The 23,538-nt window shown below is 64.0% G+C and carries 22 protein-coding genes, 1 tRNA gene and 2 pseudogenes; 20 read left to right on the top strand and 5 right to left on the bottom strand.

Going from position 1 to position 23,538, the window contains the following annotated elements; translation table 11 throughout:
• Window positions 1–168 precede the first annotated feature (168 nt).
• The 15 genes and pseudogenes from OR16_RS22935 to OR16_RS22865 all read left to right on the top strand — a co-directional run bounded on the left by OR16_RS22935 (window position 169) and on the right by OR16_RS22865 (window position 14,711).
• Window positions 169–1,224: a 3-keto-5-aminohexanoate cleavage protein gene (locus OR16_RS22935; RefSeq protein WP_006160344.1), complete on the top strand. Its 1,056-nt coding sequence runs from the start codon at window positions 169–171 to the stop codon at window positions 1,222–1,224.
• A 107-nt stretch (window positions 1,225–1,331) separates the two neighbouring features.
• Window positions 1,332–2,318: a Bug family tripartite tricarboxylate transporter substrate binding protein gene (locus OR16_RS22930; RefSeq protein ID WP_237717185.1), complete on the top strand. Its 987-nt coding sequence runs from the start codon at window positions 1,332–1,334 to the stop codon at window positions 2,316–2,318.
• Window positions 2,319–2,438: 120 nt separating this feature from the next.
• Window positions 2,439–2,993 (top strand): RBBP9/YdeN family alpha/beta hydrolase, encoded by a 555-nt coding sequence (locus tag OR16_RS41710; RefSeq protein ID WP_423739676.1) that lies wholly within the window; start codon window positions 2,439–2,441, stop codon window positions 2,991–2,993.
• Window positions 2,994–3,252: 259 nt separating this feature from the next.
• Window positions 3,253–3,954, top strand: a complete 702-nt coding sequence (locus OR16_RS22920) for a 3-oxoacid CoA-transferase subunit A (protein WP_006160341.1) — start codon at window positions 3,253–3,255, stop codon at window positions 3,952–3,954.
• Entirely contained in the window at window positions 3,951–4,595 is a 645-nt protein-coding gene (locus OR16_RS22915) for a 3-oxoacid CoA-transferase subunit B (RefSeq protein WP_006160340.1), read from the top strand. Before OR16_RS22920 ends, OR16_RS22915 begins: the two co-directional genes overlap by 4 nt.
• Before the next feature lie 548 nt (window positions 4,596–5,143).
• Complete coding sequence (locus OR16_RS22910; RefSeq protein ID WP_006160339.1) at window positions 5,144–5,761, top strand: GbsR/MarR family transcriptional regulator; 618 nt, start codon at window positions 5,144–5,146, stop codon at window positions 5,759–5,761.
• Between the two features lie 4 nt (window positions 5,762–5,765).
• The gene (locus OR16_RS22905; RefSeq protein WP_006160338.1) at window positions 5,766–7,145 is read left to right on the top strand and encodes a cytochrome ubiquinol oxidase subunit I; all 1,380 of its coding nucleotides are present in this window, start codon (window positions 5,766–5,768) and stop codon (window positions 7,143–7,145) included.
• On the top strand, window positions 7,142–8,164 hold the full coding sequence (locus tag OR16_RS22900; RefSeq protein WP_006160337.1) for a cytochrome d ubiquinol oxidase subunit II: 1,023 nt from the start codon (window positions 7,142–7,144) through the stop codon (window positions 8,162–8,164). Before OR16_RS22905 ends, OR16_RS22900 begins: the two co-directional genes overlap by 4 nt.
• A gap of 66 nt (window positions 8,165–8,230) precedes the next feature.
• Window positions 8,231–9,204 (top strand): annotated as a pseudogene (locus tag OR16_RS22895) (oxygenase MpaB family protein).
• A gap of 46 nt (window positions 9,205–9,250) precedes the next feature.
• Window positions 9,251–9,904 carry a 3'-5' exonuclease gene (locus OR16_RS22890; protein WP_006160336.1) on the top strand — a complete coding sequence of 218 codons (654 nt, stop codon included), beginning with the start codon at window positions 9,251–9,253 and terminating at the stop codon, window positions 9,902–9,904.
• A gap of 41 nt (window positions 9,905–9,945) precedes the next feature.
• Complete coding sequence (locus OR16_RS22885; RefSeq protein WP_141639906.1) at window positions 9,946–10,515, top strand: hypothetical protein; 570 nt, start codon at window positions 9,946–9,948, stop codon at window positions 10,513–10,515.
• Between the two features lie 339 nt (window positions 10,516–10,854).
• Window positions 10,855–11,415, top strand: a complete 561-nt coding sequence (locus OR16_RS22880) for a YdcF family protein (protein WP_237717184.1) — start codon at window positions 10,855–10,857, stop codon at window positions 11,413–11,415.
• 413 nt (window positions 11,416–11,828) lie between these two features.
• A complete protein-coding gene (locus OR16_RS22875) occupies window positions 11,829–12,959 on the top strand; it encodes an FAD-dependent monooxygenase (RefSeq protein ID WP_006160333.1) in 1,131 nt (376 codons plus the stop codon).
• A 42-nt stretch (window positions 12,960–13,001) separates the two neighbouring features.
• Window positions 13,002–13,865 carry an IclR family transcriptional regulator gene (locus OR16_RS22870; RefSeq protein WP_006160332.1) on the top strand — a complete coding sequence of 288 codons (864 nt, stop codon included), beginning with the start codon at window positions 13,002–13,004 and terminating at the stop codon, window positions 13,863–13,865.
• Between the two features lie 24 nt (window positions 13,866–13,889).
• The gene (locus OR16_RS22865; protein WP_006160330.1) at window positions 13,890–14,711 is read left to right on the top strand and encodes a DODA-type extradiol aromatic ring-opening family dioxygenase; all 822 of its coding nucleotides are present in this window, start codon (window positions 13,890–13,892) and stop codon (window positions 14,709–14,711) included.
• A gap of 135 nt (window positions 14,712–14,846) precedes the next feature.
• Here OR16_RS22865 and OR16_RS22860 read toward each other — a convergent pair.
• A tRNA-Thr gene (locus tag OR16_RS22860) sits at window positions 14,847–14,921 on the bottom strand.
• 226 nt (window positions 14,922–15,147) lie between these two features.
• Here OR16_RS22860 and OR16_RS22855 point away from each other — a divergent pair.
• Genes OR16_RS22855 through OR16_RS22840 form a run of 4 tightly spaced genes read left to right on the top strand, consistent with a single transcriptional unit; the run spans window position 15,148 to window position 19,767 of the window.
• The gene (locus tag OR16_RS22855) at window positions 15,148–15,906 is read left to right on the top strand and encodes a DUF3348 domain-containing protein (protein WP_043420727.1); all 759 of its coding nucleotides are present in this window, start codon (window positions 15,148–15,150) and stop codon (window positions 15,904–15,906) included.
• Between the two features lie 57 nt (window positions 15,907–15,963).
• Window positions 15,964–18,456: a DUF802 domain-containing protein gene (locus OR16_RS22850; protein ID WP_006160327.1), complete on the top strand. Its 2,493-nt coding sequence runs from the start codon at window positions 15,964–15,966 to the stop codon at window positions 18,454–18,456.
• Complete coding sequence (locus OR16_RS22845) at window positions 18,453–19,100, top strand: OmpA family protein (protein WP_006160325.1); 648 nt, start codon at window positions 18,453–18,455, stop codon at window positions 19,098–19,100. The genes OR16_RS22850 and OR16_RS22845 overlap by 4 nt, the downstream gene beginning before the upstream one ends.
• Entirely contained in the window at window positions 19,093–19,767 is a 675-nt protein-coding gene (locus OR16_RS22840; protein WP_050983074.1) for a DUF2894 domain-containing protein, read from the top strand. Before OR16_RS22845 ends, OR16_RS22840 begins: the two co-directional genes overlap by 8 nt.
• 26 nt (window positions 19,768–19,793) lie before the next feature.
• Here OR16_RS22840 and OR16_RS22835 read toward each other — a convergent pair whose 3' ends face one another.
• Both OR16_RS22835 and OR16_RS22830 read right to left on the bottom strand, forming a co-directional pair.
• On the bottom strand, window positions 19,794–20,189 hold the full coding sequence (locus tag OR16_RS22835) for a DUF1801 domain-containing protein (protein WP_006160319.1): 396 nt from the start codon (window positions 20,187–20,189) through the stop codon (window positions 19,794–19,796).
• A 621-nt stretch (window positions 20,190–20,810) separates the two neighbouring features.
• Entirely contained in the window at window positions 20,811–21,212 is a 402-nt protein-coding gene (locus OR16_RS22830; protein ID WP_141639905.1) for a sel1 repeat family protein, read from the bottom strand.
• Between the two features lie 128 nt (window positions 21,213–21,340).
• Between OR16_RS22830 and OR16_RS41705 the strand changes: the two are divergent.
• Window positions 21,341–21,484, top strand: a pseudogene (locus tag OR16_RS41705) (transposase domain-containing protein); the annotation flags it as partial.
• Window positions 21,485–21,546: 62 nt separating this feature from the next.
• Here the strand turns inward: OR16_RS41705 and OR16_RS22825 are convergent.
• Window positions 21,547–21,939 carry an RT0821/Lpp0805 family surface protein gene (locus tag OR16_RS22825; protein ID WP_006160315.1) on the bottom strand — a complete coding sequence of 131 codons (393 nt, stop codon included), beginning with the start codon at window positions 21,937–21,939 and terminating at the stop codon, window positions 21,547–21,549.
• A 215-nt stretch (window positions 21,940–22,154) separates the two neighbouring features.
• Window positions 22,155–23,513, bottom strand: a complete 1,359-nt coding sequence (locus OR16_RS22820; protein ID WP_006160314.1) for an XAC2610-related protein — start codon at window positions 23,511–23,513, stop codon at window positions 22,155–22,157.
• Between the last annotated feature and the right edge of the window lie 25 nt (window positions 23,514–23,538).

Genomic DNA, 23,538 nt, shown 5'->3' with positions numbered 1-23,538 from the left:
GTCCCGTAATGTACATCGAATCGAGAGATTTGGGGCCACACTCATGTCGAGTCCCCGGGCCGCTGAGCCATTCAGCAAAGTCCGCACTCCTGTTGGCGCGCAGGCAGCCTTGGCCAGCCATCCATGCCATGCCGTCGCCGTCCCTGTCATCGCAATGAGGTAAAGAAGATGCAATTTGTTGACGACTCCCTGCTGCCCGAGAACCAGGAGCCGCTGGTCATTCAGGTCGCTCCCTATGGCCCGCAATTCCTCCCCCGGGATTCGGATGACATCCCCGTTAGCATGGCCGCTCAGGTCCAGAAGGCCGTGGATTGCTACAACGCCGGAGCCACCGTGCTGCACGTGCACGTGCGCGAAGCAGATGGCAAGGGCAGCAAGCGGCTCTCGATGTTCAATGAGTTGCTGGCCCGGCTTCGCGATGCCGTGCCCAAGATGATTCTGCAGGTGGGTGGATCCATTTCGTTTGCCCCCGAAGAAGATGGCTCAGCCGCGAAGTGGCTGTCGGATGACACGCGCCACATGCTGGCCGATCTTGATCCCAAGCCGGACCAGGTCACGATCGTGGTCAACAGCGCCACGATGAACATCACGGAGCTTCACCCCAAGGAAGAGTTCGCGGGAACATCCCTCGCCGAGCCGGCCTTCTACGAGGCCTATCGCAACATGTCCTATGAGGCTGGCCCTGTGTTTGTGGAGGAACACCTCAAGCGACTGCAGGCCGCCGGCATTCAACCCCACTTCATGGTTGGGCAAATCGGCAAGCTGGAATCCATCGAGCGCCTGATCCGCCGCGGCATTTACAAGGGACCGCTGCTGGTGAACTGGGTTCAACTTGGGGGTGGATCCGAGGGACCGAATCCGCGGAACCTGCTGGAGATGGTCAACCGTCTGCCGGAGAACGCGGTCTTCACCGTCGAATCCTTCATGCGCTACGTCCACCCACTGACCACGATGGCGATTGCCATGGGTTTCCATGTACGTTGCGGCATCGAAGACACGCTGTGGGGCCGCAAGGGAGAGCACCTTAGCTCCGTCCAGCAGGTCGAGCGCCTGGTGAACATGTCTCGTAGCCTGTATCGGGACGTGGCCACCGCCGATGAAGCCCGCCGCATCTACCGGATCGGAGAACAATACAAGACGGTCGACGAAACGCTGCAGAAGGTAGGCTACCTGCCCAATCGCAGGGAGAAAGAGCGCGGTCAGCCGACCTGGGCCGTTGCATAGGCGCGATTGGCGTCGACGCGGGTCGTCCTATGGGGAGCTCCCCTGACTGGATGACCTGTGGATTGCTTGCCCGCGGCGCCATGAATCAAAGATCAAAGGAGACCTGGATGTTGATGTTCTTTTCCCGAAATGCGTGTACTCGAGCCGTGCTCTGCGCAGCGTTTACCCTGATGGCAACAGGTAGTGCTTATGCCTGGACTAACAAGCCGGTCAGGGTGGTGGTACCCGCTGTCCCGGGCGGTTCGATGGACGTAGTTGCCCGCGTTCTGGCTGATCAGCTCTCCAGGGATGTCGGTGTCCCGTTTTTCGTGGACAACAAGCGCGGCGCTGGCGGCAATGTCGCTGTTACATCCCTGCTGTCGTCGCCAGCGGATGGACAGACCATCATGATTGCCTACGACAATATTCTCACGGAGATCCCGCACGTCATCAAACAGAACTTTTCGCCCCTCAAGGACATCAAGTCGGTTGCAGCATTTGCCCGGTCCGGCTTCGTCCTGGTCGGAAGCCCTGATTTGCCTGCGGCAGACTTCAAAGGACTGATCGCCTATCTCAAGGCCAATCCCCAAAAGGATACTTTCGCCTCCTACGCAGTCGGATCGGCCTCGCACTACGCCGGGTTGATGCTTGGCGAGCATGCCGGCTTCAAGATGCAACACGTGCCGTTCGTTGGCTCTCCTCCCGCGCTGATCCAGGTCATGGGTGGGCAGATTCCTATCATGGTTGACGGTATCGCAACCTCGCTGCCACTGATTCGCGGCAACAAGCTGAAACCCTATGCAGTGATCGCCAAGAACCGCTCGCCAAGTCTTCCTAACGTACCGACCTTCGCTGAACTGGGATACCCGGAGATCAACTTTAGCAACCTGGCCGTAGTCATCGTTCCATCCACCGTTCCTTCGGAATTGGCAGAGAAGATTCGTACGGCCGTCTACAAGGCCGCGTCGGCCACGCCGGTGCAAAAGCGGCTGACTGATTTGGGGCTGGAACCAGTGCAGCCGCAATCGATCGACTCCCTGGAGAAAGTTGAAAGAGATGGCTTCGAGAAGATTGGAAAAATCATCAAGCAATTCAACGTCAACTTGAACGAGTAACAAGAGCGTGGCCGCACGGGCGACTCAGTGCAATAAGTAGTCGCCCATGCAGCAATGGGGCGCCGGTTGCCCGATGCCCGTCGTGCCGAAATCCAATCCAAACTCCCAATCATTGCCAAGATGAAGCCAACCATCCTCATCGTCCCAGGCTTGCGCGATCACGTTCCCGAGCATTGGCAAACGCTGCTGGAGGCAAGCCTGCCGAATGCGGTGTCAGTACCACCGCTGGAGCAGGACAAACTCAATTGCGGCGCGCGCGTTGCGGCACTCGACGCCGTAATCGCACGCATCGGCGGGCCCGTTGTCCTTGTCGCGCACAGTGCAGGCGTGATGATCACTGTCCAGTGGGCGAAGCGCCACAACCGTGCAATTCACGGTGCTCTCCTCGCGACACCACCGGATTTCGAGACCCCATTGCCCGCAGGCCATTCATCGATGGAGGTTCTGGACCAGAACGGATGGCTGCCGGTTCCCAGAACTGCGCTGCCATTTCCAAGCATCGTGGCGGCAAGCCGAAATGACCCTCTCGCCAGTTTTGACCGTGTTGCCGCGCTGGCATCCGAATGGGGCAGCCGCCTTGTCGACCTAGGGAACGTGGGGCACCTCAACCCCGCCGCCGGCTATGGCGAGTGGCCGCAGGCACACGAGCTGATTGCCGAGCTGACAAATCGCTAGCATCCGATCGCTGCAGCCATCGATGTCCTGCCCATCGCCGAATCTCACAACGGGTACGGCGGCAACCGCGCCTTCGGCAATGGCTGATCCTGGCACGAAGCTGATGCCGACGCCGCCTGGCCGATCAGCCGAGGATCTCGCTACTTGCGTGCTCATCGACAACTGAAACTGCATCGGGATCCGTTCTCGACGGTGTTGGCAAAGCGCCTGAACGCTTGTTCGGGACGAATTCTCTTCTGTTTCAACCGTAGGCATACTCATGATAAACAAGATCGCCCGCTCCGTAGCTGAGGCGCTGGAAGGTACACTCGACGGCGCCACGGTGCTGATTGGCGGCTTCGGCACCGCTGGCATTCCGGGCGAACTCATCGACGGACTGATCGAGCAGGGCGCGAAGGAGCTCACCGTTGTTAACAACAATGCCGGAAACGGCGACACCGGCTTGTCCGCGCTGCTTAAGGCCGGGCGTGTGCGCAAGATCATCTGCAGCTTCCCGCGCCAGGCCGACAGCTACGTCTTCGACGGACTTTACCGCGCCGGCAGGATCGAGCTGGAACTGGTGCCGCAGGGCAACCTGGCTGAACGCATCCGGGCCGCGGGCGCTGGCATCGGCGCCTTCTTCTGCCCCACTGGCTATGGCACCGAGTTGGCCGAAGGCCGCGAGACGCGCGTGATCGACGGCCGTCCATTCGTGCTTGAATACCCCATCCATGGCGACCTGGCACTTATCAAGGCCGAGCGCGGCGACCGATGGGGCAATCTCACGTACCGCAAGGCCGCGCGCAACTTCGGCCCGGTGATGGCGATGGCGGCGAGGAAGACGGTGGCGACGGTGCACGAGGTCGTGGACCTGGGCGCGCTAGACGCAGAATGCATCGTCACGCCCGGCATATTCGTGAGCCGCATCGTGCAGGTCGAACGCAGCGCCACACAGGCCGGCGGATTCAAGGAGGCAGCATGAACACGCACGTCCAACGCCGCACCAAGGACCAGCTCGCCACCCGCGTGGCACAAGACATCTTCGACGGCGCCGTGGTCAACCTCGGCATCGGGCAGCCCACGCTGGTGGCCAACCATCTGCCGGCCGGGCGCGAGGTCATCCTGCACAGCGAGAACGGCATACTCGGCATGGGCACCGCGGCCGCGCCAGGGGAAGAGGACTACGACCTCATCAACGCAGGCAAGCAGCCGGTCACGCTGCTAAGCGGCGGCGCCTTCTTCCACCATGCCGACAGTTTTGCGATGATGCGCGGTGGACACATCGATATCTGCGTGCTCGGCGCGTTCCAGGTGAGCGCCACCGGCGACCTGGCTAACTGGAGCACCGGCGAGTCCGGTGCCATCCCCGCTGTGGGCGGCGCGATGGACTTGGCCACCGGTGCGAAGCAGACGTGGGTGATGATGGACCTGCTGACGAAGAAGGGGAGCAAGCTCGTCAAGCGCTGCACCTACCCGCTGACAGGCATCGGCTGCGTCAAGCGCGTCTACACCGACCTGGCCACATTCGAATGCACGCCGCAGGGCCTCAGGCTTGTCGACGTTGTCGAGGGACTTGATGGCACTCTGCTTGAGCAGATGATCGGCACTCCACTGCTGCACTGACGATGCAACCCCAAATTTGCGACACGTGGGCAAACTCGGACAGCGTCTGCTAACTAGCGTGTCAATGCACCGGCGATGCGGCAGCTGGCAGAAATGGGGGCGAAGCCATCGCGAACCACTTCGGTGATTACACAGCCAGAAGCCTGAAAACGAAGCGCTGGATCCCGACATCAGTCCCGAGCGGCCGTGTGGAAACGTCACTCGATTCGCATAATGCGCGTGCCTTCCGGTGGCTCGAGAAGCTGCGTAGCTGGTGGCCCGCCCCACCGTTGATACAGGCGCCGACGCGCAATCTGCCCTAGATGGTCTTTCCACTGCCTGTCGCGGCCCCGCCGATGGGCGTGGTGTGCCCACAGGTCACAGCGCAGCGCCAGCCTTCTGCGCGTTCCTTTTACCCAATAACTTTGAGAATCTAACCCACTAACCGTGAGGCGGGACACCTGCCGCGCGGACAAGGACAGACAGCGACACCTTGACGCACCCCCCGGACATGCCCGCCCTTTCATACTAAACTTTCACAACTTCCTAAAAATTCAAAACAAACAAGCATGCATCTGTCGCCGCTGATCCAGCGCTTCGTACTTCACTTCGGTGAAATGGGCAGCCGCTGGGGCATCAACCGCACGGTCGGGCAAATCTATGCCCTGCTGTTTACCGCTTCCCGCCCGCTCAACGCCGACGAAATTGCCGAGGCGCTAGGCTTTTCGCGCTCCAACGTCAGCATCGGGCTGAAGGAGCTGGAATCGTGGAACCTGGTGAAGCTGTCGCACCAGCCGGGTGACCGCCGCGAGTATTTCTCGGCACCCGACGATGTCTGGGCGATCTTCCGCACGCTGGCCGAGGAGCGCCGCCGGCGCGAGATCGATCCCACGTTGTCGATGTTGCGCGAGGTCCAGCTCGAGGTCGTGACCGATCCAAACGACCGCCATGCGCAGGAGCGGATGAAGGAAATGTACGGGCTGATCCTGCTGGTGACGAGCTGGTTTGGCGAGATCCAGAAGCTGGATGTCGCGACGCTGGAAAAGCTGATGAAGCTGGGCTCCAAGGTCAACAAACTGCTGGATGTGAAGGACAAGTTCAGCGCTGCCATCGGCGGCAAGACCCGCGCCGCCGCCCCGCCTGCCAGCGCCGTCAAGGCCAAGCCGGCCCGTGCCCGCAAGGAGTAGTTGCATGTTCTCATCGCTAGATCCTGTGGTGCTTGCGCGCGTGCAGTTTGCCGCCAACATCACGTTCCACATCTTGTTTCCCACCATCAGCATCTCGCTGGGCTGGGTGCTGCTGTTTTTCAAGCTGCGCTTCAATAAAACCGGCGATGATCGCTGGATGGCGGCGTACCGATTCTGGGTGAAGATCTTTGCGCTGACGTTTGCGCTAGGCGTGGTCAGCGGCATCACCATGAGCTTCCAGTTCGGCACCAACTGGCCGGGCTATATGGAGACCGTGGGCAACGTGGCCGGGCCGTTGCTGGCCTATGAGGTGCTGACGGCGTTCTTCCTGGAAGCGACCTTCCTCGGCATCATGCTGTTCGGCATGCGCCGTGTGAGCAACCGCACGCATACCATCGCCACGCTGCTGGTGGCGGGCGGCACGACCTTGTCGGCGTTCTGGATCCTGGCGCTGAACTCGTGGATGCAAACCCCGGCAGGCTTCGAGATGATCGATGGCCGCGCGCATGTGACGAGCTGGCTGGCGGTGATCTTCAACCCGTCGTTCCCGTACCGCTTCGTGCATATGCTGCTGGCGTCGGGGCTGACCGTGGCCTTCCTGCTGGCGGGCATCTCCGCCTACCGCTGGCTGCGTGGCGACCGCGCGCCGGAGGTGTTGTCGTCGCTGCGCACCGGCGTGACGATTGCCGCGGTGCTGATCCCGCTGCAGATCGTGGCCGGCGACCTGCATGGCCTGAATACGCTGCATCACCAGCCGGCCAAGATCGCCGCCATGGAAGGCATCTGGAAGACGGAAAAAGGCGCGCCGGCCGTACTGTTCGGCCTGCCTGACGCGCGCACGCAAAGCAACGCGTTCGAGATCGCCATTCCCAAGCTGGCTTCGCTCTACCTGACCCATAGCGCGGATGGCGAGATCAAGGGCATCGATGCCTTTGGCGACAAGCATCCGCCGGTGGCGCCGCTGTTCTTCGCCTTCCGCATCATGGTAGGCGTGGGCCTGCTGATGCTGGCGGTGTCGTGGGTGGCGGCGTGGCAGGTGCGCCGTGGCGGCCAGCCCGCGCCGTGGATGGCGCGCGCGCTGGTGGCCATGACGTTCTCCGGCTGGGTCGCCTTGGTGGCCGGCTGGTACGTGACCGAAATCGGCCGCCAGCCTTACCTGGTGTACGGCGTGCTGACCACCGCGCAAGCCGCCTCCAAGGTGCCGGCCGCGATGATCGCCTCCACGCTGGCGATGTACCTGGCGCTCTACCTGGCGCTGATCGCCGCTTATGTCTCGGTGGTGTTCTACCTGGCCCGCAAGGCCGGCGCCGACCCCAAGGTGGGCCTGCCCGGGATCGAAACCCCTCAAGCCATGGTGCCCGGCGAACTGCGGAGCGCACAATGACCGACCTGACCCAACCCGCCGGCTGGATGCCGCTGGTGTTCCTGGCCCTCATGGGCATCTCGATGCTGGTCTACGTGATCCTGGACGGCTACGACCTGGGCGTGGGCGTGCTGCTGCGCCGCGCGGACGATGCCGACAAGGACACCATGATCGCCTCCATCGGCCCGTTCTGGGATGCCAACGAGACCTGGCTGGTGCTGGGCGTGGGCCTGCTGCTGGTGGCCTTTCCCATTGCGCACGGCGTGATCCTGACCCAGCTCTACCTGCCGGTGGCGCTGATGCTGGCAGGGCTGATCCTGCGCGGCGTGGCGTTCGATTTCCGCGTGAAGGCGCGCGCGCACCACAAGCCATGGTGGAACCGCGCGTTCTATGCGGGTTCACTGCTGGCCGCATTCTCGCAGGGCCTGATGCTGGGCCTGTACATCACCGGGTTCCGGCACGGCTGGCTCGACCTGGCCTTTGCCGTGGTGGTGGGGCTGTGCCTGGTGGCGGGCTACTGCCTGCTGGGCGCGGGCTGGCTGATCATGAAGACCGAGGGCAAGCTGCAGCGGCGCGCCATGTACTGGGCGCGGCGCAGCCTGTGGCTGACCGGCATCGGCGTGGCGGCGATCTCGCTGGTCACGCCGATGGTGAGCCAGCGCATCTTCGACAAATGGTTCTCGTTGCCCAACATCATCCTGCTGGCGCCGATCCCGCTGGTCACGGTGGCGCTGTTCATCCTGATCGACCGCCTGCTGCGGCGCATGCCGGCCATGCACGACCGCGGCAACGACCGCTGGTGCTGGGTACCCTTCGCCGGCACGGCGGTAATCTTCCTGATGGCGTTCAACGGCCTGGCCTACAGCATCTTTCCCTACCTGGTGGTGGACAAGATCGATATCTGGCAAGCTGCGAGCGCGCCGGAGTCGCTGGGGGTGATCCTGGTAGGCGCGGCAGTGGTGCTGCCAACCATCCTGGGTTACACGGTGTATGCCTACCGTGTATTCTGGGGGAAGGCGACCGACCTGCATTACTACTGAGCGTTACCACCGAGCGGCGGCCAATCAACCACGCAATACCGGCCACACCAGGCACACCAGGCATCTATGAGCGGCTCGCAAGGCCAACAACCCGGCACCCCACCCGCAACGGCCCAGGCCGCCCCCCTCCCCCGGCGGCTGCTCGACCGCTTGCGCGCCCGTGCCGGCGCGCAAGTGCGGGGCCTGACACGCAGCAACTCCGGCCTCAACCTCGACTACGACAACCCGCCCGGGGATCCCGGCCTGTTCGGGCCGGACGCGGTCTGCTGGCGCGTGCACGCGGATTTCCCCGCGATGCTGGCCGGCGCGTCAGCGCGCTGCTGATGCAGACCATGCATCCGCTGGCGCTGGCCGGCGTGTGGGATCATTCCACCTTCCGCACCGATATGCAGGGCCGCCTGGGCCGCACCGCGCAGTTCATCGCCGGCACCACCTACGGCAGCCGCGCCGATGCGCTGGCGCTGGTCGATCGCGTCAGGCGCATCCACGCGGCGGTCAAGGGCACGGCCCCGGATGGCCGCCCCTACGCGGCCGACGATCCGGCGCTGCTGACCTGGGTGCACGTGGCCGAGGTGTCGAGCTTTCTCACCGCTTACCTGCGCTATGTCGGCCCGCTCTCGGTAACCGAGCAGGACCGCTACTACGCGGAGGTAGCGCAGATCGCCGAGCGGCTTGGCGCAACCGGCGTGCCGACCAGCGCCGCCGCCATCGCCGCCTACCTGGAGCGCATGCGCCCGCAGCTGGTGGTGAGCGATCGCACCCGCGAAGTGGTGCGGCTGGTCATGGCCATGCCGGTGGCCAGCCCTCTGCTGGTGCCGGCGGTGCGCATCATGGGCGATGCCGGTATTGCGCTATTGCCGCGCTGGGCGCAGCGCGAGCTTGGGCTGCACGGCAGCACCGCGATCCGCCGTCCGGTCTCGCTGGCCGGCATGCGCGTGCTGGCGCCCACGTTGCGCTGGGCGTTGGGCAGCGGCCTGGCGGCGCGCGCGCGGCGGCGGGCGTTCAAGCCCGCACCGGCAGCGCTGACGCAGTCGCCCTGACCCGGTGGCCCGGACGGGCGATTGACTAACAAAAGGAAAAAACACCATGCAGACCGTTGCGGTTCTGGATTTTGAAACGACAGGACTGTCACCGCGTCAAGGCGATCGGGCCACGGAAATTGCGGTCATCCTGCTGCGCGACGGGGAAATCGTCGACCAATACCAAAGCCTGATGAACGCGGGCAGGCGCATCCCCTCTGATGTCGTACACCTGACCGGCATCACCAACGACATGATTGCATCCGCGCCCGCCGCGTCCACGGTGATGCGCGAAGTGGCCCGGTTCGTCGGCAAGCATCCCGTGGTGGCCCATAACGCAGGGTTCGACCGCAGGTTCTGGCAGGCCGAACTTGCGCTGCTGGGAATGCCGGCCGATCAGGCCTTCGCCTGCACGATGCTGGTTTCGCGGCGGGTCTACCCGCACGCGCAAAACCACAGGCTGTCGACACTGGTGGATATGCTGCGCTTGCCGAAGGCCGGGCGCGCCCACCGGGCGATGGCCGATGCGCAGATGACCAGCCACCTCTGGCAGCGCCTGCGGCACGATATCGCGCAGACCTACGGCATGAGCGGCGTGGACTACAACCTCCTCGCCCGCGTGCAGACCACCAGCAGCGCCAAGGTGCCAGCGCTCCTGCGCTCGCTGGGCGAAGGCCAGGCACGATCAGACGTGAGCGCATCCTCGGAACGACACCGATGATTCGTCCTGTGCCAAGGCTGTGGCTGTGGCTGGACACTGCTTTGAGCTGGACCGCCCTTCTGGGTATCGTTGCCAGTCTCGGCTGGATCGCCTTCCACGGGCTGCGGCCTCTGGACGTGGGCGGCACCCTGTTTGGCGGCAGTTTCAATCAAATGAAGTATGCCGGCGCCTGGATCACGGCGATTGCCGGCATGCTCCTGGCCTCGGCATGTCGTCTGACGGGGTACCGCGCCGCCTGGTGCATGGCTGGGGTACTGCAAGCCGGCGCCGGTGCCTGGTGGCTGCTGCACTATCCGGAGAATCACGGTGGCGACCTGATTCCATCGCCACGGCGGGGAGAGATTGCCGCAGCGATGCTGGTCGGCGTGGCGCTGCTGATTGGCGGGGTGTTTCTGCATCTCGGCGCGGCCCGCGCTCCGCGTCATCGTCCCCTGTCACACACAAGGAGGCTGGCTCGGCTGGTGGTCGCCAGCGCCTTGATCCTGATCTTCGCAGGCATCCCGCTCGCCAACGTGCTGCGCGCGCCCCTGCCTCAGTGCGCCTTCAGCAAAGACGGTATGCAACTGACCCTTTGCCTGGACGCAAGCGACACACCCACCATCATCGATTGAGCGGACGGCGGCAAGCGCCTGGCCGCTTGCCGCCTGGCCTTGCATCACGCTGACCAATTCACCAACTATCCAACCAGCCCACGGTGTGGGATCGAACAACAATGCATGACTTGAAGACTGGCGCTACCTGGCGGCGCATCTGCCTGGCACTGCTAGGCACACTGCTGGTGGCCGATGCCATCGCACTGATGCTGATGGGGCTACTCAACTTTGGCGTTGTCCTCCCGCTGGCGATCGGCACAGCCTTTCTCGCGCTGTCATGGCGCTGGGCGACCGTAGCGCAATGGCGCATGGCCAGCCGGCGGCACCGATGGATCTGGGGGCTAGGCCAGGTGGCGTTTGCCGCGTGGCTGGCGACATTGGGGATGTTCTTCTACTTCATCAGCACTGGCACTTCCGAAACCCCGGCAACGGGGGGCGCCGGCAAAACCCATCCTCATACTGGGCTCTGGCACGCCACACTGCGCCGCGTCGCCTACCCTGGCTGCGCGACTGGACAAAGGCTTGGCGCTGGCAAGGCAATGGCCTGCGGCGCGCGTGGTGGTGAGCGGCGGGCAGGACTTCGGGCTGCACTGCAGCGAGGCCGACATCATGGCCGACTACCTGAGCGCTCACGGCCTCGAACCGGATCGCCTGATCCGGGAGGATCGGAGTACCAGCACGGAGGAAAACCTGCTTTTCAGCCGCCGCTTGCTGGAGCAACAGGGCGTGAGCGCCGGAGACCCGCTGGTGCTGGTGACCAGTGATTTTCATCTGGTGCGCGCGAAGCGGATCGCGCGTAAGGCTGGGTTCCAGGCGGTCTCCGGGGCGGGAGCCCCAACGCCGCTTTATTTACGCTACAACGCCTGGTTGCGCGAGTATTTTGCGTTTATCAGCGGCTGGGTATTGCGGGAATATTGATCCACGAGGCGCGCCGCACCGGCGCGCAAAGAGCCAGCGCCGTACATAGGCCTTCCGGTTGGAAGCCGCGCGAACAAGTAATCCCGCACCCATGGCGCGATCGCTTTCCCAATGCCCGGACATGCTCGGTCACCAAGCTGGGACGAGCTCAAGAGAACCACCTGCAATGCCAGCGGGCTCTCCCCCGACTCTCGGCCCCTACTCCTCCTGTTCCACTTCCCCTGAGGCCGCGATGCGGCCTTTTTCTCGTTAGCTCCCCGCGTAAACCCTCGGATTGACATCGCCGCATCGTCTTTATATTCTTTTATGAACATTACGTTCATATTTGAACATATCTACCGGCAAGCGCAGCGGCTGAGCAGCGAGACGCACACCCGGGCCCACACCAAGGCGACCCAAGAGGAACAAGCACCATGGCTTCACAAAAGATTGGCATCAACGGCGCCGGCATCGGCGGCCTCGCCGCGGCGATTGCGCTGCGCAAGCTCGGGATGGACGTGACGGTGTTCGAGCAAGCCCAGCGCTTCGCGCGAGTCGGCGCGGACATCAACCTCACGCCCAATGCCGTGCGCGCGCTGGATGGCCTGGGCGTGGGCGAGGCACTGCGAGAAACCGCCGCGCGGCCCACCCACCGTATCAGCCGGGTATGGAACACCGGCGAGGAGACCTCCCGGCTGGCCATGTCCGACGAAGCCGAGATCCGCTATGGCGCGCCGCAACTCACCATGCACCGCGGCGACTTGATGACGGCGCTGGAAGGCGCCCTGCCCGCGGCCAACGTCAAGCTCGGCAAGAAGGCGACGCAGATCGAGCGGCATGATGCCGGCGCCACCCTGCATTTCGCCGATGGCACGCAGGAAGACGTCGATGTGCTGATCGGTGCCGACGGCATCCACTCGGCGGTGCGCAGCGCGCTGTTCGGACCCGAGCATCCGGTCTTCACCGGCGTGGTGGCCTACCGCGCGGTGGTGCCGGCCGAGCGCCTTGCCGGCGTGCCGAACCTGCAGGCCTTCACCAAGTGGTGGGGCCCGGAGGCGACCTCGCAGATCGTTACCTTTCCGCTCAACCGTGGCCGCGAGATCTTTGTCTTCGCCACGGTGGCGCAGGAAAGCTGGCGCAATGAATCCTGGACCACGCCGGGCCGCGTGGAAGACGTGCGTGCCGCCTACGCGGGCTTCCATGCCGAAGCGCGCGCGCTGCTCGATGCCTGCGACGACGTGCTGATCTCCGCGCTCTACGTGCGCGACCCGCTGCCCGCCTGGTCGGCCGGCACCGCTACCCTGATGGGCGACGCCTGCCACCCGATGATGCCCTTCATGGCGCAAGGCGCCGGCATGGCCATCGAGGATGGCGTGGTGCTGGCGCGTTGCCTGGCCGAAGCCAACGGCAACGACATCCCCGCAGCGTTGGCACGCTATCAGGCTGCCCGCCACGCACGTGCGAGCCGCGTGCAGATCGGCTCGCGCAGCAACGCCTGGCTCAAGGAAGGCGGCAACGCGGACTGGGTGTACGATTACAACGCCTGGCAGGTACCCCTCAACTGAGCCGGGAGGCTTTGCCCCGCCGCCCACCCGTCCACGGAACCGATGAGCAAGAACCTCAAGCTGAACCAGCCCGCGCCCGACGCGATAGACACAACCGATGCCACCGGCGGCGGCGACGACGACAAGACGCAACTGGTCAGCCCGGTGATCCGCGCCATGCGGCTGCTGCGCTTTATCGCGCAAGGCGGGTCCACCACCAACCTGAGCGAAGTCGGCCGGCGCATCGACGTCAACCGTGTCACCGTGATGCGCCTGCTTGCCACGCTGGAGCACGAAGGCATGGTGGAACGGCTGCCGCAGGGCGGCCACCAGGCGGGCTTCGCCCTGCTCAAGCTGGGCGCAAAGGTGCTGGCTGGCAAGGACCTCACCGTGTTTGCGCGCCGCGTGCTGGCCACCCTGAGCGAATCGCTGCAACTCTCCGCCTACCTCGGCGTGCTCGATGGCGGCGACGTGCTTTACCTGCTGCGCGATATGCCGCAGACCTCGCTGGTCAGCAATATCCAGGTCGGCAGCCGCGTGCCCGCCCACCTCACCACACCCGGGCGCATGCTGATTGCGGGCCTGCCGGAAGACGCGCTGCGCGAGCGGCTGGGCGTGGAGCCGCTCGCGACCGTCACGGGGCAAAGCCCGGCCACCTATGCACGCCTGGGCGACATCCTCGCCGCCGACCGCGAGCGCGGCTGCGCGTGGAGCTTCTCCGCGTTCGAGCCAGGCATCGACTCTTGCGCGGCGCCGGTGTTCGACGCCAGCGGCGCAACGGTAGCCGCCATCAGCGTGGCCGGCCCTGACATCCGTTTCGAGCGCGACGCTGCCCTGCGCGAACGCGTGGAGCGCGAAGTCAGGCGCGCCGCGCGCGATTTGTCCGGCCTGCTCGGCTATGCCGCCGGGCAGCGCCACCAGCACTGACGCTGCGTAACCAGGAGATCCCGGATGACGACGCCTGCACTCCCCACGTTCTTCATCTCGCACGGCGGCGGGCCCTGGCCCTGGATGGAAGACCAGATGGGCGGCCGCTACGACAAGCTCAAGGCCGCGCTGCAGCAGATGCCGCAACTGGTGCAACGGGCTGGCGCAGCGCCCAAGGCCATTCTGATGATCTCGGCGCACTGGGAAGAGCCGGAGTTCACGGTCATGGCCAACCCGAAGCCGCCCATGATTTATGACTACTACGGCTTTCCGGACTACACGTATCGGATCCAGTACCCCGCGCCGGGCGCGCCGCAACTCGCCGCGCGCGTGCAAGGCTTGCTCGAGGACGCTGGCCTGGCCACGCGGCTCGATCCGTTGCGTGGCTTCGACCACGGCATGTATGCGCCGATGGCCGCCATCTATCCCGACGCCGATATGCCGACCTTGCAACTCTCGCTCAAGCGTGGGCTCGATCCGCAATCGCATCTCACGCTCGGGCGAGCGCTGGCGCCGCTACGCCACGAAGGCATCCTCATCGTCGGCAGCGGACTGAGCTACCACAACCTGCGCGCATTCGGCCCTGCCGGGAAGGCGCCATCGGCCGCATTCGATGCCTGGCTCCAGCAAGCGCTGACGGCAACCACCCCAGCGCAGCGCACCGCTGCGCTAACGGACTGGGAGAGCGCACCCGCTGCCCGCCAGGCCCATCCGCGAGAAGAGCACTTGCTGCCATTGATGGTCGCCGTGGGCGCGGCCGAAGACGACATCGCCACGCGCGTCTACCACGAAGACAACTTCGCTGGCGGCATTACTGTGTCGAGCTATATGTTTGGGGGAGTCTGAAGGCGGGGCAGCCGCTGCAGTGATTCTGCATTGGCAAGGCAGGTGCAGGCCGGGAGGAAACGCTGAGAAGAAAACTTGCCGGAGCCGGCTAGCCTGGACAGCCCGCGCGAAGAACGCGGACCAAGGGAAATGACATGGTGCCCATGGGCAGGATCGAACTGCCGACCTCTCCCTTACCAAGGGAGTGCTCTACCACTGAGCCACATGGGCAACTATGAATAGCTGCTCTAACCTATTGATTATTAAGAGGTTTTTTGACCTGCCGCCGAATCAATGGACTGCATTATGGACTAATCGCCCCTACTCGGCAAGCCCTTATGGCGAAAGTTTCTATCCAAAAAATGTGGCTTTGCCTCGATATTCGTCCGGCAAAGCGAAATGCGGTAGGTCCAGCTCCCGCCGGCGTGTAAACTGCAGGGTTTTTGACTCAGCCGGTATGGTGCAAGCTCCACAGCGCACAAGTCTCAGCGGCCCCACGCTCATTCGTTTGCTTGCGCGCCTGACGGACGTCGATGTGCCCGAATCCAGGCAATCGCTCTCGGACCGTCTGAGCCAATGGCTCGGCTGGGCGGACGCCATAGCGCTGTCCGCGGCCCTGAACGGCGATGCGCCGGCGGTGGCATCCGGCGCGCGCGCCTTCGGCAGTGCCGAGGAACGAGCGTGCGTCCATGTGCGAACCGCCTTGGCCAATGCCATCACGGGCGATGGCGCATCCGCCCCCGCCAAGCGGCGCGGACAAGCGCAGGCGCCCACCCAAGAGGATCCCGCGGGTGAGGTGGCCGATTATTCGCTTTATCGCCAGCGCTATCTCTCCTTGCAGCAGGCGATGGAGACGGATATCGGCAGCTTGCGCGGCCGCCTGCGGAAGATGCTGGCCGCCAGGTCGTCCGCCATGGCCCGGCTCGCAACGGTGGATGCCGTCATGGAAGACGCGCTGAGTGCGCGCGAGCGGAGCCTGCTTGGCGCCGTGCCTGGCTTGCTCGAAGGGCACTTCGCGCGTTTGCGCCAGGCCGGGCAGGCAGCGCTGGCCGATCCCCAGGCCTCGCGCGAGCCCGCAGCGCTCACGTCCAGCGCATGGCTGGACGTGTTCCGCAAGGATATGCGCAGCGTGCTACTAGCCGAACTGGATATTCGTTTTCAACCGGTCGAAGGGCTGCTTGCGGCCCTTCGCTCCAGCAACCAGCTAACCAGCTAAGCAGGACGCCATGTCCAGATATCTTCTTAATTTCGCCGTTTTTCTGGCCTGGCCGCCGTGTGCTGGATCGGCGCCGGTTACGCCGGCTCGAACACCCTGGCGCTAGCCGTCACGATGCTGATCGGCGCTTGCTACCTGGCAGGCGCGCTCGAGCTGCGGCGCGATCACCAGGCCACTTCCACCCTGGCGCGGGCCGTGGCTGGCCTGACCGGACCTCCGCCCAGCCTGAGCGCCTGGCTGGATCAATTGCATCCCAGCCTGCGCAATGCGGCGCGCCTGCGCATCGAGGGTGAGCGGGTGGGCTTGCCAGGGCCGGCGCTGACGCCGTACCTGGTGGGCTTGCTGGTGTTGCTGGGCATGCTTGGCACGTTCCTCGGCATGGTGGCCACGCTGAAGGGCACCGGGATGGCGCTGGAAAGCGCAACGGATTTGCAGGCCATCCGCGCTTCGCTGGCCGCACCGGTCAAGGGCCTGGGATTTGCATTCGGCACATCGGTCGCGGGCGTGGCCACCTCCGCCATGCTGGGGCTACTGTCCACGTTGTGCCGGCGCGAGCGGATCCAAGCAGCGCAGATGCTCGACGCCAGGATCGCGACGACATTGCGCAGCTATTCGCAATCCCACCAGCGCGAGGAAACTATCCAGCTGCTGCAGCGCCAAGCCGAAGTGATGCCTGCCCTGGTCGATCGGCTGAACGCCATGATGGCGGCCATGGAGCAGCAAAGCCAGGCCTTGCATGAGCGCCATCTCGCCAGCCAGGACGCCTTCCACGGCAAGACCGAGGCCGCGTACACCCGCCTGGCTGCCTCCGTGGAGCAGTCCTTGAAGGAAAGCGTCGCCGACAGCGCCCGCGCCGCTGGCGCAACGCTCCAGCCAGCCGTGGAGGCGTTGACGTCGAGCCTCACGCGCGAGACGGCCTCGCTTCACGACACCATCACGCATGCCGTACAGCGACAACTCGATGGGCTGTCGAACGGTTTCGGGGCTGCGACCACTACCGTGGCAGACATCTGGAACAAGGCGCTGGCGGGGCACCAGCGCTCGAGCGAGGCGCTCACCCAGGACCTGCGCACCACGCTCGATCAGTTCGCCGACACCTTCGAGCAACGCTCGGCCGGCCTGGTCGAAGGCGTCGCCGCCCGCATGGAAACCGCGGCGGGCGGCGTATCGGCGGCCTGGAACAGCGCGCTGTCCCGGCACGAACACGTCAGCGAGAAACTAGCGGCCGACAATCAGCAAGCTTTGGTGGCGGCCGCGCAAACCTTGGAGCAGCAATCAGCGTCGCTGGTGCGCGCGGTCGGCCAGTCGCATACAGACCTGCAGGCGGCGCTGGCATCGCGGGACGAGCAGCGGCTGGCGGCCTGGACCGACACGCTCGGCGCGCTGGCCGCGGCACTGCGCAAGGAGTGGGAGCTGACCGGCGCGCATACCGCAAGCCGGCAGCAGGAAATCTGCGACACGCTGGCGCAGAACGTGCGCGACATATCGGCCCAGACGCAGGCGCACGCCAGCAACACCGTCGCCGAGATCGACCGGCTCGTACAGGCCGCTTCGGCGGCCCCCAAGCTGCTGGAAATCGTCTCCGCCCGCCTGGAAACCGCCACAGGCGGCATGTCGGAAGCGTGGAGCAACGCGCTCGCCCAGCACGAACGCGTGAGCCAGAAACTGGCGGGCGACAACCAGCACGCCCTGGCAGCCGCCGCGGCGACGTTCGAGCAGCACTCGGCGTCGCTGGTGCGCACGGTCGGCCAGTCGCATACGGACCTGCAGACGGCGTTGGCATCGCGGGACGCGCAGCGGCTGGCGGCCTGGACCGACACGCTGGCCGCGATGGCGGCTACGCTGCGCGCGGAGTGGGAGCAGGCCGGCACGCACAACGCGAGCCGGCAGCAGGAAATCTGCGAGACCCTTGCGCGGACTGCGCACGATATATCGTCCCAGACGAAGGCGCACGCCAGCGACACGATCGCCGAGATCGCCCGACTCGTGCAAGCCGCCTCGGAAGCCCCCAAGGCCGCAGCCGACGTCGTCGCCGAACTGCGCCAGAAGCTCTCCGACAGCATGGCCCGCGACAACACGATGCTGGAGGAACGCGGCCGCCTGCTGGAAACGCTGGGAACGCTGCTGGATGCCGTGAACCATGCCTCCACCGAGCAGAGGACCGCCGTCGACGCGCTGGTCGCCACCTCGGCGGATCTGCTGGATCGCGTCGGCACCCGTTTCACCGACAAGGTCGAAGCCGAAACCGGGAAGATGGCCGCCGTCGCCGCACAGGTCACCGGCAGCGCCGTCGAGGTGGCAAGCCTGGGCGAAGCCTTCGGCATGGCCGTGCAGTTGTTCGGCGAGTCGAACGACAAGCTGGTGGCCCACCTGCAGCGCATCGAAGCCTCGCTGGACAAGTCCATCGCGCGTAGTGACGAACAGCTTGCCTATTACGTGGCACAGGCCAGGGAAGTCATCGACCTGAGCATGCTGTCGCAAAAGCAGATCGTCGAAGGCTTGCAACAGCTCGCGGGTCAGCGGGCATCCGCCAGCGTTGAAGCGGCATGAGAGAGGACATCGACGCCGGCGTAGAGCCGACAGTGCCGATATGGGCCGTCTTCGGCGACCTGATGTCGGTGCTGCTCGGCGCCTTTGTCCTGATCCTGGTGGGCGTGATCGGCGTGCAACTGGAACTCTCGACCAGGCTGGAAGAAGAGGTCAAGCAGCGCCAGGAGGAAAAGCATCGCCGCGAGGCCCTGGAACAGGCGCTGGCGGGGCCGCTGGCGGCGGGCCGGGTCACGCTGGTCAACGGGCGCATCGGCATCAACGGCAGCGTGTTGTTTGCGCTCAACTCCGATCAGTTGCAGCCCGAAGGCCGTGCGGTGCTCAAGAGCCTGGCCGGGCCGCTGTCCGTTTATCTTCAGGCCCGCGAGGAGATCCTGATGGTGAGTGGCTTTACCGATGACCAGCAGGTGCGGGAGGCCAACCGCCGCTTCGCCGACAACTGGGAGCTGTCGGCCCAGCGCGCGTTGACGGTAACCCGTGCGTTGATCGAAGAAGGCATCCCATCCTCCTCGGTATTCGCCGCCGCCTTCGGCTCCCAGCAGCCCGTGACCGCGAATGCGGACGACGCGGGACGGGCCAGGAACCGGCGCGTGGAAATCGCGCCGATCCCCCGGCCGTCCACTGCAACGGCGAAGCCCCGTGAGTAGCGGGCAGACATGTGGCGCGAAGCCCGACGCCCGGACGGTGCTCAATGCATGGCGCGAGCGGGGCGCCGATCGCCTGGACCCCGTCCGCTTTCATTTCATCGACGCGCTGGCCAGACGGGCCGATAGCCACAGCGGAGATGCGCGACGCATCCTGGATGACAGGCTGTCCAAGCTCCTCGATGCCTATGCCGACGATCTTGAAAGCGCCAATGACGCCGGCAGCGCCGACAACGCTGGCAGCGCAGCATCGCCATGCGAGCCCGCCCGCGGAGCGCTTGCCGGATTGGTCGATTACATCGCCAGCCATCCGCCGGCGGCTGGCGACGGCCACGCACCAAATCACGCCGCGCCCCGGCGCGCCTCCTATCCTGACATGGAGGCGCTCGACTACTTCAAGGCAATCTGGTCCAGGGTCAGTACCGATCGGCAATTGCGCCAATCGCTGGAGCAAGTGCCCGATAATGCCGGCCCGCTCAATTCGAACCGCCTCGTGCATCGGTCGCTTTCACTGATGCGCGAGCTATCGCCAGGATATCTCCAGCAGTTCTTGTCGTACGTCGACGCCTTGTCGTGGCTGGAGCAGATGAATGGCGGCGGTGCCTTGGCGGGTAAGGACGCGCCTCGCCCCGGGGGCACCAAGACGAGCGCTCGCGGCAGGCCACGCTAGTGCCACGGCGGAGGCGCCGGATTCGACTATCGGGCCGATGCCCTGTTCAGGGCCGCAGCGGCGCGTATGAGCGCCTTGAACGCATCCTCATTTAGTTCTTCGCCTTCGTGGAGATCGATAGCGCGCCGGGTGTTGCCTTCAAGGCTGGCGTTGAATAATCCTGAAGGGTCCTCGAGCGAAGCGCCCTTGGAGAAAGTCAGCTTCACGACGCTCTTGTACGTCTCGCCGGTGCAAATCAGTCCATTGTGAGACCAAACCGGAACGCCTCTCCACTTCCATTCCTCGACCACCTCAGGGTCGGCCAGCTTGATAAGCGCACGGACATGGGAGAGCGTCTTGCCCCTCCAGTCGTCCAGTTCCTTGATCCTCTCGTCGATCAGCCGAGAAGGGGATTCGCCATTGGTCGTTGCGCTCTTCTTCATATTGATTGCACCTCGTTCGGCTGTCTTTCCGGCCACCATTTTCGAGCAACGTCCGGGAGTCCGGATTGCATCGCCGGCTTGCCGTTCCGTGAGCGGCACCGCTCCTGAATAGGCATCCTTGAATCTACCATACCCCGATGGTTATGCATCATCGTTTAGTCAGCCACAAAGCGGTAGCGGTGAAGGCGGTTGCATGCCGTTGAAATTATATTTATATGAATATACTTGTATATACTACTAAGCGCCTTCGACGTGAGGCGAGTTGTAGCCAAGCTGCGGGACTCGTACTGAGCCAAGACGCCCAATACGCCCAATACGCCCAATACGCCGGCGGTGGTTGCGTACACCTGACATAAGGAAGAAAGGAGATTCCCAAGTGCAAGAAAAACTCTCGTTGGCTCGCCGTGCGACGGCGGCCGCTATGCTGGTTGCGACACGCTGAACACGCTTCGCAGTTCGGTTCCCCTTGCTCCCTGACCAAAGTCGCAGTCCGCGTTGCGCGGACTGCCGGGGAAGAATTCCGCCGAAATCAGATCAGAGGCCCGCAATCAATTCGACAGGCCGCGCTATCGTGCTGCCTCTGAGCCAGGCGAGGCTTCGCCCATCGCCAGAATTTCAGCGCTAGGCCCTGCGCCCCCGCCTTGCGCGGCCATCTGACCGCCTCGCGATCGACCACCGGCCCGCCTCTTCCTTGGGCACGCCGTAGCCCTGCGAATACGCATGGCCAAGCTCCTCGCGCGAATCGGCCTCTTCCTGCCCGGCGGCTTTGCGCGGCAAATCGAAGCGCGCCCGCGTGTCCTTCCTGACGCCGGTGCCGTAGAGATAGGCCAAGGCTAGGTTTGCCTGGGCCGTGGCCACATCGCCCCTGGCGGGCGCCGGCAAGGTGGCGGCAGCGGGCTCGCGCTTACCACCTCCCATTGCCGCGCACAGGTCTTCGGCCTCGCCTGCCCATGCGCTGGCAGCGGTCACGGAAATGGTGGCGAATCCGAGCACCAGGGCTCGGCGTGTTGTATTTCGCTTCATGCCGCTCTTCGGTAAAGTATGCCGCCAGTTTAATGGCGGCACGCTGCCAATAGAATCGGACACGTCCTAACCTTCGAAAGCGTTCTCGTTGAGCTCGCAGGTCTCGATCAACGCGTGGGCGACTGTAGCGCGCGGCGTCCTTCATGAGCCTGATCCATCCCGCCAAATTGAACGAGCAAGACCCTTACGCCTATCTGAAGGAAGTGCTCACGTGTCTGTCGACACTGCGGGAAAGTGAAATTGCGGAGTGGCTTGCACATAGGTGGCAGTAACCTAATCTAGTGCATTTCACGCTCTTAGCGATATGCAATGCTCATCGTGTTTCCGAAAGCGCTCAACCGTCGCTGAGCTTGCGCGAGCGCCAGCGCCCGTCGCTCTGCTTGCAGAACCAGCCGGTCCAGTTGTCTTCCTGGCTGGCGCGCTTTAACTGAAGCTTCAGCTGGCGGCAGGACTGGCCTTTGTCAGTCTTACCGCTGATTGGCGTCAGATTACCCTCGATCGGCTTGCGGTTTCCTGATGCAGGGTAGGTCCATGGCACCGCCGCACCATCGGCGCCGTCATCCAGGGTCTTGCTGACAGCCTTGAATAGCGCGGCCGACTCTTTTTGGCTCATGCTCCCGATCACGGTGCCGTGGATGAACGTGTCGAAGTATGCGAGAGCCGGCGCTGCCGGAACAAGCGTGACGGCGCAAAGCAGCGTGCATCGAAGAAAAAGGCGGAGTGACATGAAAGCTATCCTCATATGGGGGATTGAAAGAGCGGGGATCATTGCACAGCGAACGCCTGTCGACTGAGGCCAATCCCGCAACCGGCTCTTTGCAGAACACGGAGAACCCTGCCATGGTAACGCAATGGCAACCCATAATCGAGGGGACATCCTGAGCGCTAATCTGTCTCCCTACAGGCGCCTGCGTGCTGGCGCCGGCCGTGTTGGAGCACAGATCAGTTCCACTGCGCTTTCTTTCGTTTGGTCCGGTAACGGAGCTTGCCGTTCTCCAAGTGCCCGGTTGTCGTCACGAGCCATTTCCCGTCTGCCGACAAGCTCTCGTCCCACTCGGCCACCAGTGTCAACTTCCCGTCAATATAGCGAAATGTCTGAGCAGAATGACTGCAGCAACTACCGCGCTGTGCTGACTGGACGGTATGGCGATTGGTGTCAATGGAAATCTGGGGCAAGTTGGACAATGCCTCGTTATAGACGAATCGCCGCGTAACCGGATCGAACAGGAAGACGTTCTCGGTGCTGTTTGGGCCTGCGCCACCCGACATACCGGAGATGGTGATGTCCGGGTGGCCGTCAAAATTGGCGTCGACGACTTGCAAGAACGCGTTGTCAGCGGGTTGCCCCTCTGAAACGAAGTCGCGAAGGACCTGGAAGCGCCGACCGGTCCTCCGGTCCAGCACCTCGATCGCCACGGGCAATGCGGGCTCCGAAGCGTCATCCCCGGAACGAAGGGCGACGCGGAATCGGAACGCCTTTGTTCTGGCCTTTTGCTCAACCCACTTCAACTCGAACAAATCATCCCGGTCGATCCAGCCATGGACAACCGAACCGTCCTGACGGACATGCTCAACCTCATACCAATCCGGCCCGCTGGCAAGAACGGCGACAAAACGCTCGGCGTCAAGACTGGCGACTGGCGACGCACGGTCTGCCTGTGCGAAGACTGGCACCGCCCTCTCGAGGTAGAGGATGTCTCCGTAGTCGCGTGGCGTCACCAGCTTGAAGCGATCAGCGTAGTAGGTCGTTTCATAGTGGTCGATTCCCCGGCCGTAAGCCGCCGGCTCGCAGACACCGAGCGCGCAGGCACCGATTTCGTCCGGGGTGGGTCGGCGCTCAGCCGCAACTTGCTCCCTGCGCTGGAATGCTCTCCTGGGCTGCCAGGTGACGGTGAATGTCGAATCGCGCCCCTTTAGCACGGCTTCGCCAGCGCCGATGTTGGTCCGGCAGAATGGCTGGGCTTTTGAGTAGTCGTTCCAATCCGGAAAGGCATAGGCAACGCAGAGCCGATTGGCACCATTTATGTCCATGCGGTAATCCTGATCGACAAGGAAGATCAGCTTGTTTCGAGGGGTGCCGGCCCCATGGGAAACCATGGCATATGTTACACCCGCTGCCTCGGGAATAGCATGCTCGAAGTGCTCGACGTGCATTTCGCCCGGCCTTGCTTGCATTCGTTCCGCCGCACCCAGGTTGGAGCCAGCTTCGAGTCGATAGATACCCGGCACCAGAAAATCAGCAGCGAAGATGGGATTGGTGTTTATTACAGCCAGAACAAAAATGAGGCAAGCGGTCTTCATAGTCAGGGTCGAGCAGGTTGGATCG

Source organism: Cupriavidus basilensis OR16 (assembly GCF_000243095.1).
GTDB lineage: Bacteria > Pseudomonadota > Gammaproteobacteria > Burkholderiales > Burkholderiaceae > Cupriavidus > Cupriavidus basilensis_D.
This window is presented reverse-complemented; position numbering and strand designations above follow the sequence as displayed.